Annotated in this window: 14 protein-coding genes; 9 read left to right on the forward strand and 5 right to left on the reverse strand. The window is 43.4% G+C overall.

Translation table 11 applies throughout. The features are described 5' to 3' along the window. The first annotated feature begins 102 nt into the window (after positions 1-102). A complete protein-coding gene (locus ACP69U_RS01830; RefSeq protein WP_426137631.1) occupies positions 103-477 on the forward strand; it encodes a hypothetical protein in 375 nt (124 codons plus the stop codon). Then, a complete protein-coding gene (locus tag ACP69U_RS01835; protein WP_426137632.1) occupies positions 474-845 on the forward strand; it encodes a TusE/DsrC/DsvC family sulfur relay protein in 372 nt (123 codons plus the stop codon). Before ACP69U_RS01830 ends, ACP69U_RS01835 begins: the two co-directional genes overlap by 4 nt. 99 nt (positions 846-944) lie before the next feature. On the opposite strand, the gene ACP69U_RS01840 is transcribed toward ACP69U_RS01835, so the two are convergent. Further along, entirely contained in the window at positions 945-1,517 is a 573-nt protein-coding gene (locus ACP69U_RS01840; RefSeq protein ID WP_193009162.1) for a tRNA (cytidine(34)-2'-O)-methyltransferase, read from the reverse strand. Positions 1,518-1,821: 304 nt separating this feature from the next. On the opposite strand from ACP69U_RS01840, the gene ACP69U_RS01845 reads away from it, so the two are divergent. Beyond that, positions 1,822-1,962, forward strand: a complete 141-nt coding sequence (locus tag ACP69U_RS01845; RefSeq protein ID WP_045447789.1) for an entericidin A/B family lipoprotein — start codon at positions 1,822-1,824, stop codon at positions 1,960-1,962. A gap of 114 nt (positions 1,963-2,076) precedes the next feature. On the opposite strand, the gene hemW is transcribed toward ACP69U_RS01845, so the two are convergent. Further along, positions 2,077-3,375: a radical SAM family heme chaperone HemW gene (gene hemW / locus ACP69U_RS01850; protein ID WP_426137633.1), complete on the reverse strand. Its 1,299-nt coding sequence runs from the start codon at positions 3,373-3,375 to the stop codon at positions 2,077-2,079. Positions 3,376-3,651: 276 nt separating this feature from the next. Between hemW and ACP69U_RS01855 the strand changes: the two genes are divergently transcribed. From ACP69U_RS01855 to accC, 5 genes are all read left to right on the forward strand, one after another. Next, a complete protein-coding gene (locus ACP69U_RS01855) occupies positions 3,652-4,131 on the forward strand; it encodes an EVE domain-containing protein (RefSeq protein WP_426137634.1) in 480 nt (159 codons plus the stop codon). A 163-nt stretch (positions 4,132-4,294) separates the two neighbouring features. Beyond that, a complete protein-coding gene (locus ACP69U_RS01860; protein ID WP_426137635.1) occupies positions 4,295-5,335 on the forward strand; it encodes a hypothetical protein in 1,041 nt (346 codons plus the stop codon). A gap of 461 nt (positions 5,336-5,796) precedes the next feature. Continuing rightward, complete coding sequence (locus ACP69U_RS01865; RefSeq protein WP_426137636.1) at positions 5,797-7,164, forward strand: MATE family efflux transporter; 1,368 nt, start codon at positions 5,797-5,799, stop codon at positions 7,162-7,164. Between the two features lie 250 nt (positions 7,165-7,414). Further along, positions 7,415-7,843: an acetyl-CoA carboxylase biotin carboxyl carrier protein gene (accB, locus tag ACP69U_RS01870; RefSeq protein WP_426137637.1), complete on the forward strand. Its 429-nt coding sequence runs from the start codon at positions 7,415-7,417 to the stop codon at positions 7,841-7,843. A gap of 154 nt (positions 7,844-7,997) precedes the next feature. Next, positions 7,998-9,359: an acetyl-CoA carboxylase biotin carboxylase subunit gene (accC, locus tag ACP69U_RS01875; protein WP_193216889.1), complete on the forward strand. Its 1,362-nt coding sequence runs from the start codon at positions 7,998-8,000 to the stop codon at positions 9,357-9,359. A 112-nt stretch (positions 9,360-9,471) separates the two neighbouring features. Here the strand turns inward: accC and ACP69U_RS01880 are convergent, their stop codons facing one another. Both ACP69U_RS01880 and leuA read right to left on the reverse strand, forming a co-directional pair. After that, positions 9,472-10,092: a hypothetical protein gene (locus tag ACP69U_RS01880; RefSeq protein ID WP_296242346.1), complete on the reverse strand. Its 621-nt coding sequence runs from the start codon at positions 10,090-10,092 to the stop codon at positions 9,472-9,474. Positions 10,093-10,351: 259 nt separating this feature from the next. Next, positions 10,352-12,136 (reverse strand): 2-isopropylmalate synthase, encoded by a 1,785-nt coding sequence (gene leuA / locus ACP69U_RS01885; RefSeq protein ID WP_426137638.1) that lies wholly within the window; start codon positions 12,134-12,136, stop codon positions 10,352-10,354. A 218-nt stretch (positions 12,137-12,354) separates the two neighbouring features. Here leuA and ACP69U_RS01890 point away from each other — a divergent pair, with 218 nt between their 5' ends. Then, a complete protein-coding gene (locus ACP69U_RS01890; protein ID WP_060490942.1) occupies positions 12,355-12,843 on the forward strand; it encodes an Lrp/AsnC family transcriptional regulator in 489 nt (162 codons plus the stop codon). Here ACP69U_RS01890 and ACP69U_RS01895 read toward each other — a convergent pair. Beyond that, on the reverse strand, positions 12,840-14,096 hold the full coding sequence (locus ACP69U_RS01895; RefSeq protein ID WP_372862786.1) for a YbfB/YjiJ family MFS transporter: 1,257 nt from the start codon (positions 14,094-14,096) through the stop codon (positions 12,840-12,842). The two genes, ACP69U_RS01890 and ACP69U_RS01895, sit on opposite strands and share 4 nt — an antisense overlap. Between the last annotated feature and the right edge of the window lies 1 nt (position 14,097).

A 14,097-nucleotide genomic window follows, 5' to 3' on the forward strand; every position in this document is an offset into this window, starting at 1 on the left:
ATTTGTAATACTTTAAATACTAGGGCGTGTCCTCATTTTAAAAATAGAGATGAGAATGAGTACACATCTTATCCTAAATCTAGCAACGAATCGGACACTGTTATGGCAACTTTATATCAAATACACAGCACAATGGATACGCTCAGGCGCAGTGTCGATGAGATGTCACGGACATGGCGCACTGGTGACAGTATTCTCTTGCTTGGTAGCACCGTGGCTTTTATCAGTTGGCTTGATGCCTATTTGAGTGACAGTGAAATACAAGGCATCGCAAATATTTATGCCTTAGCCGATGATGTGGCGCAGCTGAGTAACAATACCAGTGCGAAGCTCAATCTAGAAACCAAGTTGAGTGGGCTGTTAACGGATGAAGAATGGGTCAATCTAACTCAGAGTGCCAATTTTAGTAATAACAGTGTTAGTAATACCGATGCTAATAATGCGGGGTTTGACAAAGTAGTGACCATCGCCCTATGAATAACGATAATACGATCAATCACGATATAACCAATCATGATATAACAGCGGCAATCAACGTTGAATTAGATCAAGACGGTCATTTATGTGACCATAATATCTGGACCCCTGATGTCGCTCAGCAATTGGCCGATACTCTAGAGGTGCATCTAGAAACTGAGCATTTAGAAATTTTACAACAGGTACGGGCATTTTTTACTCAGTTTAATCACGCACCAGCCACGCGCCCACTGATTAAATGGTTACAGAAAACCTTACCCGAGCATGATATCAGCAATCAGAAACTGCAGCAGTTATTCAACACTGGCTTGGTTGCCCGCCATGTCAATCGCCTTGCCGGTCTGCCCAAACCACCCAACTGTTTATAAGATATATGGCTTATAAGATATATGATTGCTAAGGTGTTATGAATGGCGATGAATACCTGAATGTTGGATCATCGCCTGCAATCAGTAAAAAATGCATGGCTACTTTGGATCATATACCGTTAAGGTTTCATAGCCAATACTACGACCTTCGTCACCAGTGAAGCCTTGCTGACGCCAGACCTCATACAGACATATCGCCACACTATTCGATAAGTTCAAACTGCGTGAATCAGCCAGCATAGGCAAGCGCAACCAGTGATCAGCGCCGATATCTTCACGTATATCATCTGCCAGACCTGCTGTTTCAGAGCCAAATACTAAGGCGACATTAGGTATCTGCTCAGGCATCAGAGCACGATCAGATTCGGCAGCCATCTGTTGTCCACCAAAGTCATAGTCATAAAAAGGCTTGCTCAGTTTGGTGGTCAATGCTGTGACAATATGACAATCCGCTGCCTGTAGCGCCAGTTTTGCTGTCGCCCAATCATCATGTACTTGTAGGTGCGCGTATTCATGATAATCCAAACCTGCACGCCGCAGCTTTTTATCATCAAGCTCAAACCCTAATGGCCTGACCAAGTGTAGCTGCGCGCCCGTGTTGGCACATAAGCGGATAATATTGCCCGTGTTACTAGGCATTTTTGGCGCTACCAACACAATATGGGTGGTCATATCGACTCCTTAAGTCGTCAAATCTGCGTATTATCGTCGATCCGAGATAACGTGGACAGACTCTACTAAAATGATGGTTATTTGAATTTCTGAGCAAAAGGTAATTAAAAGTTACAGTTTACTGCCAATAATTACATTTTGATACTTTGCACAGTTTTTAACTTTCACTATGATGTCTCTAACGGATATCGAGATAGTATTTATCTATTATTATCTTATCCAATAACCCCTCAGTGAGGCTCAAGCCTAATGCTTAGAGTATCACTGTTATTATTTATAACGACCCATTTTTGAGGATTCTATTATGAAAAAATTAATCATCGCATCTTTAACTGCTATGTTTGTTCTAACTGGTTGCAACACTTTTAAAGGTTTGGGCCAAGACGTATCAAGCGCTGGCGAAGCTGTTACTGGCGGCGCACAAGACGTACAAAATAAAATCTAAGTATTGATTTTTTTGCGTATTTGAAAGGCTTATCATTTATGTGATAAGCCTTTTTTTATAACTTTATTTTTCGATCGTAAAGACTGACATTAAAGACACCATGAATATCTCTAATTATAAAAAGGCTCGCAATATCTGATTGAGATAACGTTGACCCAATAGCGTTGGCTGTAGCCGCTCAGTATTGTCTACCAGCAATCCCTGAGTACTCAATTGCGCCACTTGTACAGCAATATCATCGTAACTCAGCCCTGTCCTTGCGGTAAACATCGACCAAGCGACGCCATCATGTAGACGTAGCGCGTTCAGCATAAACTCACTCACCAACTCCTCACTGTCAATTTCCTGCCAACCCACCATTTTTGGTGCGTTTCGTTTAACAGAAGAGTCAGTGTTATCTTGATAATCCACATAATCTTTAGGCAATCGTGATTTACTAAAACGATAAATACCAGAATATGCTAGCAAGTCATTCTTTAAGCCATTCTCTGTTAATGCTGATGCTTCATGAGCAATCGTTACTTTACCATGTGCACCCGCACCAATCGCTAGGTAGTCACCAAATTGCCAGTAATTAACATTGTGACGGCATGCTTTATCTGACGCGCCTGCCCACGCGGATACTTCGTAATTGCGGTAGCCCAAATGTTGCAACAACGCTTGACCTGCCTGCTCAATATCTGCCAAGTTATCCTCATCTGGCAAAATCGGCTGGCTACGGTAAAATACAGTATTGGGCTCAATCGTTAATTGATACCAAGAAATATGCGTCGCCCCAGCATCATGCGCCATCTGGATATCGTTCAGCGCCTCATTCATCGTTTGCTGCGGTAGCCCATGCATCAAATCGACATTGACTCGCTCAAACCCAGCCTCGCGAGCCGCACGAATCGCTGACAATGCTTGTGCAGGGTCATGTATGCGACCAAGGGTTTTGAGCTTATCAGCAGCAAAGCTTTGTACACCTATCGACAAACGATTGATACCCACCTCTAAATATTGGAAAAAAGGCGCATGCTCAAGCGTGCCCGGATTGGCTTCCATCGTCACTTCAATGTCATCAGCAAACTTAAAGATGTTACGTAGGCCAGTAAACAATCGCTGGTATTGCGCAATGGGTAGCAGTGAAGGCGTACCACCACCGATAAAAATCGAACTGATTTCACGCGCTTGGGTTAACGACTGCTGCATGGCGGCATCTGACAGCAGCGCATCCACATATTCGTCATACATAGATAGCTGCATATCCATCGGCAGCTCATGCGAATTAAAATCACAATAGGGGCATTTTTTGACACACCACGGGATATGAATATAAAGCGCCAGCGGGATGGCGCTTACCTGTATCCCACTCGCAGTATTATTAGAGATGCTGAGATTATCAGAAAAATGAGCAGGTGTAATATTTGACATAAACGAAGGTATCTATAAAAAAGGTTACATAAATGGATGACTGCTGTCACTAGCAGAAAGTAGCGCTAGGATAACGGCTAATGTAATTAAAAAAAAGGCTATCTTAAAGAAAAGCCGATCAATAACAAAACCAGTCACAAATATGCATGTTAACCCTGTATTTTTATAGGCAAAATAGTGAAGAATGATGGCATAAAATGGCATTGTATTAGATGACATTGCATACAGTTATATTGCAAATAATGAATGGCTAATAATGATAAATAGGATAAAGATATGGCTTATTGGTTAATGAAGTCCAACCCCAAGTTTTTTGGTATTGATGATTTGCAACGCCTAGAGACAGACAGTTGGGATGGTGTACGCAATTACCGCGCTCGTAACTTCATGCGTGACGAGATGCAGGTCGGCGACAAGGTGTTCTTTTATCACTCTAGCGCTAAGCCGTCTGGCGTCGCTGGCATCATGACGGTAAGCAAAGCAGGCTACCCTGACCCTTGCCAGTTCCATCCTGAGCACCGTCATTACGATCCTATTGCCACCGAAGATGAGCCACGATGGTATATGGTAGACGTCACTTTTGAGCAAGCATTTATTGATATTCTACCACTATCAGCCCTTAAATTTTTACCCGCACTTGAGGATTCATTATTAATGAGAAAAGGCTGTGAGCAACTTACCGTGATTCCACTAGACGCCAAACACTGGTACGCCATTATGAATATGGCAGAAACCCTTCATCTACTATCTGAGTAACCAGTGGTTAGATAGTAACGATTGAGTAAGGTTTTTAGTGTTATCAACGAACACTTATTGATGCGCTTCCTGCAAAAAATTTGCTATATTTGCCATTTATGCTCAACAATTCATTTCTCGATTTTCTTTATCACACCTTTATCCCCATTATCAGGACCCGCTTATGAGCGCACCCAAACTGCTATTATCTGTATTAACTGTCAGCATATTCAGTCTTACCCTTAGCGCCTGTGGCAGTGACGGGGACAAGGTCAAAGAGGAATATGACCGAATAGAAGATCAGGTGAAAGATGAATATGATCGTGTGGAAGACAAGGTCAAAGAGAAGTATAAAGAAGTCGAAGATAAGCTGAGCGATGATGAAAAATCCATGGCTGAGATTTTGGAGTCGGTATTTTTACCAGAAGAATCACTCGATAATTTCTTGGATAAAATAACCCCAGAAGGCGGTCGCGGTGGTTTATATGTCGGACACTTCATTGAGATTGAAGATGGTGACAACGACGATATCGATATCGGTGCCGTCTACTTTGACATCAGCAAAGATGGCGCTGGCAGCGTCGATGGTAGCGTTAGTTATCAGCAGCAAGCCTGCCAAGAAAATAACACTTTGGGTATCAACTCAGCCATTAAGGTTGACAACTATATCGCGGGTAAAATAACAGGCAGTCTCGATACGTTAGCGTTTTTAGACATTAAATATGTCAATGATTTGGGCATAGAAACACCCAACTTATTAACCACCTTTGCGGGGAGCTTTGAGGAAAAAGAAGCAGGATCACCTTGGAGAGGTAGCTTTGAGTATCAGGATGGCCTTGGCGGTAAAAAACTGACCAGTAGCGAAAAAAATTGCAACGTCACCTACACCATCAGCGATCGCTCTAATTTTAAGACTTACCCACTTGATTATAGTCTGGGCAAAATGACTCTTGATGTCATCGGTAATGGCAGTCAAAAGACCGTCACTTGGCAAAATCCTGCCAATACCAAGTATTTACTGGTCAGCCAAATTGATGTCAATAAAGCCGAGTCTGGTGCCAATGGCTATGTGCAGAACGTGATATTAAGTAATCTTGAAACGCAGTTTGCCCCTGTCATTCTAGCCATGTCCACCAATTACGTGATTGTCGTGCAAGCATTTGATGCCAATAATACCTTGATTGGCTATCAAGCGGTGGTGCAAGATTTACCTGAGTCGCTATAAATGTCTGCTGATGTGCCTATAAGTTAGAATAGTTATCGTCCAGTGCACACTCTATTGAATCGATTACCTTTCACAGTCAGTTTTTAAGATCGATACAACGCTTTTAAAGCGTTGACATCATAGCGTGGCTTCTTTACCATTCTATTTATTTATGACCTGTCAATCCACTGCTTGGATTGACGGGTTATTTTTATTTTTGTGCCTGACTTTTTTTGCATACTCTGTCTATATGGGCTTGCTCATATTATTTATCGGAGTATTATCGTCGGCACGACTCCCCCTTTTACATCCAGCCAAAAAACTGGATTGGCTTGGTTAAACTTGCTTAGGGCGTGTCCTCATTCTCATTTGCTTTTCTGCTCAAATTTTTGGTCATGGTATGACCGTCTCGCTATTGTTTTGTTGATGGCAATATTTGCTCATCTATCATAATTACCGCAAAGAATAAAAAGTTGCTCACTATGGTTTTCCCATTATCTTTTAGAGATTTTAAAAGCTACAGCTTACGCTTAGGCGTGCTCGCGCTTCCTATTTTAATTACTCAGTTTTGCCAAGCAGCACTTGGTGTGGTCGATGCTATCATGGCAGGTCAAGTCTCCGCGCTTGATTTGGCTGCCGTCGCCGTTGGCTCTGGTATTTGGCTGCCGCTGTTTTTATTAGCCACTGGTACTTTAATCGCCACCACCCCTCTTATTGGTGAGGCGATTGGTCAAAATAAGCACCATCAAGTACCGCATATCACGCAGCAGTCTTTATGGACCGCTAGTGTCATTGGTATTATGGGCTTTATCATCGTTAATTTAGCACCCAATGTACTTGGGGTCATGGGTGTGCCTGAAAACATCCAACCGATAGCAACGCAATATTTGCATGGCGTGTCGTTTGGTTTTCCCGCACTGGCTGTCTATGCGGTACTACGCAGTTATTGCGAAGCACTTGGGCGACCTGAGCCGGTGACAGTAATTAGTATTATCGGACTACTTGCCGATATTCCCCTTAACTATATTTTTATCCACGGTCTGTTTGGTATGCCCGAAATGGGCGGCGCAGGCTGCGGGGTCGCAACGGCAATAGTGTTATGGATAAATGTTTTATTACTGGCGGCTTATACCAGCTTTACTAAGCGACAGCAGTTTGCCAGCACGCGCTTCTTTTATGCCTTTGCCAGTCCTAATCGTGCACAGATTAAAAAGCTCCTTAAACTTGGTATTCCGATTGGTATCTCTATCTTTTTTGAAGCCAGTTTGTTCAGCTTGGGCGCTCTCGTTATCAGTCCATTAGGTGAGCTCGCAACCGCATCGCATCAGGTGGCATTAGCGGTGACCTCCCAGCTGTTTATGATTCCTATATCGGTCGCTATGGCACTGACAATCATGGTATCCAATCGTTTTGGCGAAAAAAACCTCCTGGCGTTACGTCAAGTGCAAGCTACTGGTCTTATCTGGACAGTATTGATTGCACTCACGTGTATGCTTGGTATTTGGCTATTTAGGCCACAATTGGCAGCCGCATTCTCTGATAATCCAGCCGTTATCACGCAATCTATGCATTTACTTATTTTTGCCCTTGGTTATCAGCTATTCGATGGCTGGCAAGTCAACGTCGCTGGTATATTGCGCGGCATGCAAGACACCACGATCCCAATGTGGGTCACGTTGTTTTGTTACTGGCTGGTGGCATTGCCACTCGGTGTTTATTTGGTGCGCTTCACCGATATAGGCGCACAAGGGTTTTGGATGGCATTAATCACAGGTTTATTCTTATCGTCTATTCTACTCACCCTACGCCTGCGCTATCAACAAAAGCGTCTGACGACGATGTGGGGTTAATGCATCAGCTATACTGATGTAAATGCAGTATCTACTAACCATGACTAGCGCTACATGGTCACATAGACTATGATAAATCATTAAGCATTTCTTACTCGTAAGAAATGCTTACGTCATAATATGTAAAAAAACTCAGTTAACAACTGTACATCGATTGCTCATTGCCATGAATATAGGTATCATTAGCAATTACCTACACAATATTTAGTTACACTATTTCTTGAAATTAGTAGAAGGCAAAATTAAAACTATGGATATTGAAAAAATACGCACCCTAATCGCCCTCATGGAAGAAAGTGAACTGGTTAATTTAGAAATCAGCTCAGATGATGAACACATCAGCTTAACTCGTCACTATGATGCGCCTGCACCGACCATGATGGCCGCACCTGCTGCTGGCATTGCCCCTATCACTGCTGAAGAAAAGCCAGCGGTAAAAGCAGGTAGCGTTGAGACATCACCGATGGTTGGTGTTTATTACTCAGCCCCTAGCCCTAATGATCCGCCATTCGTAAAGGTCGGACAAAAGGTGCAAGCTGGTGACACATTGGGCATCATCGAAGCCATGAAAATTATGAATCCTCTTGAGGCAACGCAAAGTGGTGTCGTTGACGAAATCTTAGTCGATAACTCTGAAGTGGTACAGTTTGGTCAACCCGTCATACGCTATAGAGCTTAACGACACTGTTTACCAACCTTTACCTCATTATGATAGAGATTTCGTTATCATTTGGCATTTTAGCTTGAGTTATTTTATCTTTATCGTAGCTCGATTTAATGGTGCCTAAAATAACGACTCTATCAATGACCGCCGCTTCGACAAGGATGACCCCATGATAAAAAAACTGCTCATCGCCAATAGAGGTGAGATTGCCCTACGTATCGTTCGAGCCTGCAAAGCCCTTGGCATAGAGACCGTCGGTGTCTACTCTACAGCTGATGCAAACTTGATGCACCTGCGCTTTGTTGATGAGGCAATCTGTATTGGCAAACCCAATGCCAATCAAAGCTATCTTGATATCAATACTATTTTAACCGCAGCTGAAATCACTGGTGCCGACGCTATCCATCCGGGTTATGGTTTTTTGGCTGAAAATGCTGAATTCGCTGAACGCGTCGAAGAAGCAGGTCTCACTTTCGTTGGTCCTAATGCTGACCATATTCGATTAATGGGCAATAAAGTCTCTGCCATTAATGCAATGAAAAAAGCTGGCGTACCGACCGTCCCTGGTTCAGTGGGCGCGGTAACGTTGCATAATGCTGAAGAGCAAGCACGCCATATCGGCTTTCCGTTATTGATTAAAGCCGCTTCTGGCGGCGGCGGTCGCGGCATGCGCGTGGTTGAGCGCTTCGAAGAAGTCATTGGTCAAGTACAAGCTGCTAAGCAAGAAGCTGAGCTGTGGTTTGGTGATGATACCGTGTATATGGAACGCTACCTACAAAATCCACGCCACGTAGAGATACAAGTGCTTGGCGATGGTAATGGTAATGCCATCCATCTATATGACCGCGATTGTTCATTGCAACGTCGCCACCAAAAAGTATTAGAAGAAGCCCCTGCGCCTGATATCCCTGATGATGTACGTCAGCCTATCTTGGACGCTTGCGTCAAAGCATGTGAGTTGGTGAAATATCGCGGTGCGGGTACTTTTGAGTTTTTATTTGAAAATAATGAATACTTTTTTATTGAGATGAATACTCGTGTGCAAGTTGAGCATCCGGTAACTGAGATGATTACTGGCATCGACGTGGTCGTCGAACAGCTAAAAATCGCAGCAGGCTACGGTTTGTCTTATCGTCAAAGCGAGATTGAGATTCAAGGCCATGCCATTGAATGTCGTATCAATGCTGAAGACCCAGCGACCTTTATGCCTTGTCCTGGCACAGTCACTCAGTTATTTGCCCCCAGTGGTGCTGGTGTACGCTTTGACTCGCATCTCTACCCGGGCTATGAGATTCCAAGCTATTATGACTCATTGATTGGCAAGCTTATCTGCCATGGTCAAACACGCCAGCAAGCCGTCTCTAAGACGCTGCATGCACTCGATGAATTGGTGATTGAGGGTATTAAAACCAATATCCCGCTGCATCGCGATGTCATTTTGGCAGATGACAATTTTATTCACGAAGCACAAAATATTCATTACCTTGAAAGAGAGCTTCTAACTGGCAATAAAAAGAACGCGGATGTATAACCTGCTTTGATTTATTGTTAAACACAAAAAAACCGCTACCTATTTAGATAGCGGTTTTTTTATGTTTCTATTTTAGGAAAAATGGTTTTAAGTTTTATAAATAAAGAAAATGCTACGGTAACACTCTATTAAAATTCATAAAGCATTCATTACCATCAGGATCCGCACACCATTGCATTTGGTTGCCATCGTGGTTTAAAAACGCAATCAACGCTTCGTCAGTTTGGTCGATTTGGTTACCTGAACAATCTACCTCATTGTTGTCATAGACTGTTTTTAGCGCAATAATGGGCAGCCCTTCTTCGCGGTGCGTGATTAGGTAACGACCATATGTCCACTCTTTGCCACTCACTGCCCACATCTCATTATCAGCCGCAAAATTATACAGCTCGCGGCACTGGTTTGCTTTTTTAGCAGAGACCTTTAACTGGTTGTTGGTATTTGGCTTAATATTAAGGACGCGCTTTTCACTTTGCACAAGGACACCGCCTTCTGTGCCAGCAGTCACTTCTGGCTCATCACTTTTTGTCTGGTTCAGCTCTTTAGCTACAGCTTGTCTGGCTTTGGCTTCTTTGGTCATCGTGATACTACTGTCTAAGTCGATTTCCCATTGTCCCGCGATAGCTGGGCTGATATGAGTGGTAATAGTCGGTTTAGTGACCACTTCGCCATTTACTGGCAATGACGCCAAAATAGCAGCCAATGAAAATGAAGCAAGTGAGATAGGTTCCATAATTAACCTTTTGTTTATAATAATATAATAGTATGAGTTATGTACATTAGCGTAAGTCTTAGACATCAAAAACACAAGTAACATTATGCTATTAGTCGCGATGCTTTAGCCAACTGCAAGATAGGCGATAGTTATAAATGTCTACTTCCTGCATATAGAATGTCGTTTTTCATGCAAAAAATAACGCCATCGCTTTACTTGCCAAAGACAAGAAGCGACAGCGTTATAGCGACAAGTTATTAAGACGATCATAAAAACATTAAGCAGTGGCAGTACTAACTGCTTGAGCAAACGCTGATAATGCGCCTTTAAGCATCGCTGATACAGTACTGCTACAAGTGCCAATGCCAGAATAAACCTCACCATCTACATTTAGTTGGATATAAGCCGCCGCATTCGCATTGGTTTTGTTGTCATTATTGGTATCATCATCGATGCCATCACCGCTATTGTGCTGCGGATTAATCGCATGCTCAGCGTAATTAATAACATGGATAGATTTACCAGTATGCTGGGCAAGGCCGTCTATAAACGATGATAATGGACCATTACCAGTGCCATCAATATTAATGATGTCCCCATTCATTTGTACTTGACCATTAAAGTAGACTTCACCGCCTTTATTATTGACCGTATAATCTAATAGCTCAAAACTGCCTTGCTGTAGATACGTGTCTTCAAAGGTCTGTAAAATTTCATCATTCTGCAATTCACGAGCAGCTGATTCAGCTTGCTTCTGTACCACGCCGCTGAAGTCAATTTGCATCCAGCGCGGCAAATTAAAGCCATAGTTGCGCTGCAAGATATAAGCCACACCGCCTTTACCAGACTGGCTATTGATACGTACCACATCCTGATAACTACGACCAATATGCGCCGGATCAATTGGCAAGTAAGCCACATCCCAAACGTTATCCGTCTCGTTTTGATGCTTTTCGTTATAGTCGAGAGATTTTTTGATGGCATCTTGATGTGAGCCACTAAAGGCCGTAAAGACCAATTCGCCGACGTATGGATGACGCGGATGTAAGGGCAAATTGTTACATTCGCTGACCACTTGTACAATTTCGCTCATGTTACTAAAATCAAGCTCTGGATCGATACCTTGACTAAACAAGTTCATCGCCATGACCATGATATCCATATTACCCGTGCGCTCACCGTTACCCAATAGCGTACCTTCGATACGATCGGCACCCGCTAACACCCCAAGCTCTGCTGCTGCAACCGCACAGCCACGGTCATTATGTGTATGCAAGCTGATAATGACATGCTCACGCTGGGCAAGATGACGGCAGAAATACTCGACTTGGTCGGCAAAAACATTGGGCATAGACGCTTCAACCGTCGCTGGCAAGTTTAAAATTACTTCCTGCCCTTGTTGTGGTTGCCATACTTCACAGACCGCATCACAGACTTCTACGGCATATTCAGTTTCTGTTTGACTAAAGCTTTCTGGTGAATACTGGAACACCCACTCTGTTTCTGGGTATTTAGCCGCATATTCAACCAATAATTTAGCACCAGTAACAGCAATTTCTTTAATCTCAGCTTTGTCTTTACCGTAGACCTTTTCACGTTGGATACGGCACGTTGAATTATAAACATGGACAATCGCACGCTTCGCGCCTTTCAATGACTCAAACGTACGGGCGATCAAATGCTCACGAGCCTGTACCAATACCTGCAAAGTCACATCGTCTGGGACGTGATTTTCTTCGATAAGTTTACGAGCAAAATCAAACTCAACCTGCGCCGCTGATGGAAAGCCAATTTCAATCTCTTTAAAACCAACCTCAACCAACGTTTTAAAAAAACGCATTTTTTGTTCGATCGTCATCGGGTCAATCAGTGCTTGATTGCCATCACGCAGATCCACACTTGCCCAAATTGGTGACTTTTCAATCGTTTTGCTTGGCCAAGTACGATCTGACAGCGATGGCGCAAAAGCAAATGGACGATACTTTTTATAATCAAAAGCGGCATTTTTGGGTGTAATCTTTGCAGTCGTTGAGGCTACAGTGCGTTTGGCTTGGTCAGACATAATCAATCCTTAGATGATATGGGAATTTATGTTTTTAGCTGGACGGCTGGTGATTAGATCAATGTTTATCATACGAGATAACCAATGTTTATACCATAATAATATCAGAGTTTATGCAATAGAAATCAGCTTTCTTTGATAATATATGGCGCTATTTTAGTGAAAAAATACAATTTACTCAGTATAATTAGCTGAATTCACTAACAAAGCAACAGATTATGCCAAACAGTCATCTTGATAGTCCACATTTAACCGATATTGATGAGATCGATCGACAGCTCTTGCGCGTATTGCAAACTCAGGCACGCATGAGTATCACCGAGCTTGCCGAACGCGTCAACCTGTCAGCCACGCCTTGTGCACGCCGTATTAAACGCTTAGAAGATGCTGGTATTATCACGGGTTATCACACCAAAACGGATGCGCAGAAACTTGGCTACCCGCTCGCTGTCTTTATTGCGATTAGTATGGATCGCCATACGGCTGAGCGTTTTGAGCAATTTGAGCGTAAGATTCAGAGCTTTGATGAAGTCATTAGCTGTAGCATTGTCACGGGTCGTACGGAAGACTACCTTATCAAGGTAAGAGTACGCGATATGGCACATTATGAGGAGTTTTTATTACATAGGCTCAATCGTATCGAAGGTGTCGCTCAAGTGCATACCAGTTTTGAGTTGCGAGAAATATTTAATCGTAGTGTGGTTTAAATGGTAGTCGGTGGCTGTCGACGAAACAATAGCAACAGCACCAGTCCAACCATCAATCCAGCGGCGGCAACGAGTAGCCCTGCGTTGAAATTGTCGTCCTGCCCTGCCAATGCTACCGTCACCAATGGCCCCAAGAACTGACCCAATGCATAAGCCAAAGTTGCCAATCCTATCAGCAAATTTGAGTAAGCAGGATTGATATTTTTAATCAAAGTGAGCGTCATCGAAACCATACCCACAAAGGTCAAACCTAAAATAGCAGCATTGCCGTACAAACCAATAGCGCCGTCGAACCATATGGGCAGGCACATCCCAAATGCTTGTAATATCGTTAAGCCTATTAACGTTTTAATTTCACCAATTCGCTTGGCAAGTGCGCCCCACAGTGGATTTGATAACATCGCAAATACACCAACGACTAGCCAAATGAGCAATCCAGCGTACGTCTGCGTCGTGAGGCGCTGTGCTGCCATGACTGGCAAAAAAGTCGCAGAGGTAATATAACCAAAGCCTGCCAGTACATAGCTCGCTGACAGCAAAGCAATAGCCTTACGATGACCAGCAATGGCCTCATACAAAGCGCGCTTAAAGCTCAAATAGGTTTGATGCACTGACACGTGCTGTTTAAGATCAGTCTGCAGCAAGTCGGGACCCTGTGCTTGTCTTGGTTTTACCGCATAGAGTAGCCATACCAGAGGTAAGCTTGTAAAGCCTGCTACTAACCAAATGACATCAAAATGATAGCCCAATATTAACAACCACCACGTCAGTATGGCTGAGGCACTGATACCGACGCCAATACCTGCGTAGTGTACTGCCGACAGTACAGAGCGGCGTTCAGGACTTAAGCTTTGAATAACAAACGATGAGCTTAAAATCATCGCTACCCCGCTTGCAATACCTGCGATTAGACGAATGAGATACCATAGAGTTAATGACATATCAGGTACGACAAGTAGCATCGTTGTGACGACACTTATCATTGCCCACAGTGTCAGCTCTTGCCACGTCGAACGCTGAGGCACAAACATGGCGATGAGGGCACCGATAAAATAACCGATGTAATTGATAGAGGCAAGCCAGCCTGCAATCGTCGTTGAAATCGACAGTTGCACCATAATATCGGGCAAGGTGGCAGTAAAGAGGAAGCGTCCATAGCCCATGACGACTGCCATGCAGTACATACCGATACAGGCAATGGCAGCTTCATTGGTAATATGAGGAAAAGCACGGCTTTTGAAAGCAGTCATCATG

The sequence above is a fragment of the Psychrobacter sp. TWR1-1-1 genome, from assembly GCF_049895865.1.
GTDB classification, from domain to species: Bacteria; Pseudomonadota; Gammaproteobacteria; order Pseudomonadales; family Moraxellaceae; genus Psychrobacter; species Psychrobacter immobilis_A.

Excerpts from the sequence above, each read along its gene's own strand:
- ACP69U_RS01830 (WP_426137631.1), top strand. The coding sequence starts at position 103 with ATGGCAACTTTATATCAAATACACAGCACAATGGATACGCTCAGGCGC.
- ACP69U_RS01835 (WP_426137632.1), top strand. The coding sequence starts at position 474 with ATGAATAACGATAATACGATCAATCACGATATAACCAATCATGATATA.
- ACP69U_RS01840 (WP_193009162.1), bottom strand. The coding sequence starts at position 1,517 with ATGACCACCCATATTGTGTTGGTAGCGCCAAAAATGCCTAGTAACACG.
- ACP69U_RS01845 (WP_045447789.1), top strand. The coding sequence starts at position 1,822 with ATGAAAAAATTAATCATCGCATCTTTAACTGCTATGTTTGTTCTAACT.
- hemW (WP_426137633.1), bottom strand. The coding sequence starts at position 3,375 with ATGTCAAATATTACACCTGCTCATTTTTCTGATAATCTCAGCATCTCT.
- ACP69U_RS01855 (WP_426137634.1), top strand. The coding sequence starts at position 3,652 with ATGGCTTATTGGTTAATGAAGTCCAACCCCAAGTTTTTTGGTATTGAT.
- ACP69U_RS01860 (WP_426137635.1), top strand. The coding sequence starts at position 4,295 with ATGAGCGCACCCAAACTGCTATTATCTGTATTAACTGTCAGCATATTC.
- ACP69U_RS01865 (WP_426137636.1), top strand. The coding sequence starts at position 5,797 with ATGGTTTTCCCATTATCTTTTAGAGATTTTAAAAGCTACAGCTTACGC.
- accB (WP_426137637.1), top strand. The coding sequence starts at position 7,415 with ATGGATATTGAAAAAATACGCACCCTAATCGCCCTCATGGAAGAAAGT.
- accC (WP_193216889.1), top strand. The coding sequence starts at position 7,998 with ATGATAAAAAAACTGCTCATCGCCAATAGAGGTGAGATTGCCCTACGT.
- ACP69U_RS01880 (WP_296242346.1), bottom strand. The coding sequence starts at position 10,092 with ATGGAACCTATCTCACTTGCTTCATTTTCATTGGCTGCTATTTTGGCG.
- leuA (WP_426137638.1), bottom strand. The coding sequence starts at position 12,136 with ATGTCTGACCAAGCCAAACGCACTGTAGCCTCAACGACTGCAAAGATT.
- ACP69U_RS01890 (WP_060490942.1), top strand. The coding sequence starts at position 12,355 with ATGCCAAACAGTCATCTTGATAGTCCACATTTAACCGATATTGATGAG.
- ACP69U_RS01895 (WP_372862786.1), bottom strand. The coding sequence starts at position 14,096 with ATGATGACTGCTTTCAAAAGCCGTGCTTTTCCTCATATTACCAATGAA.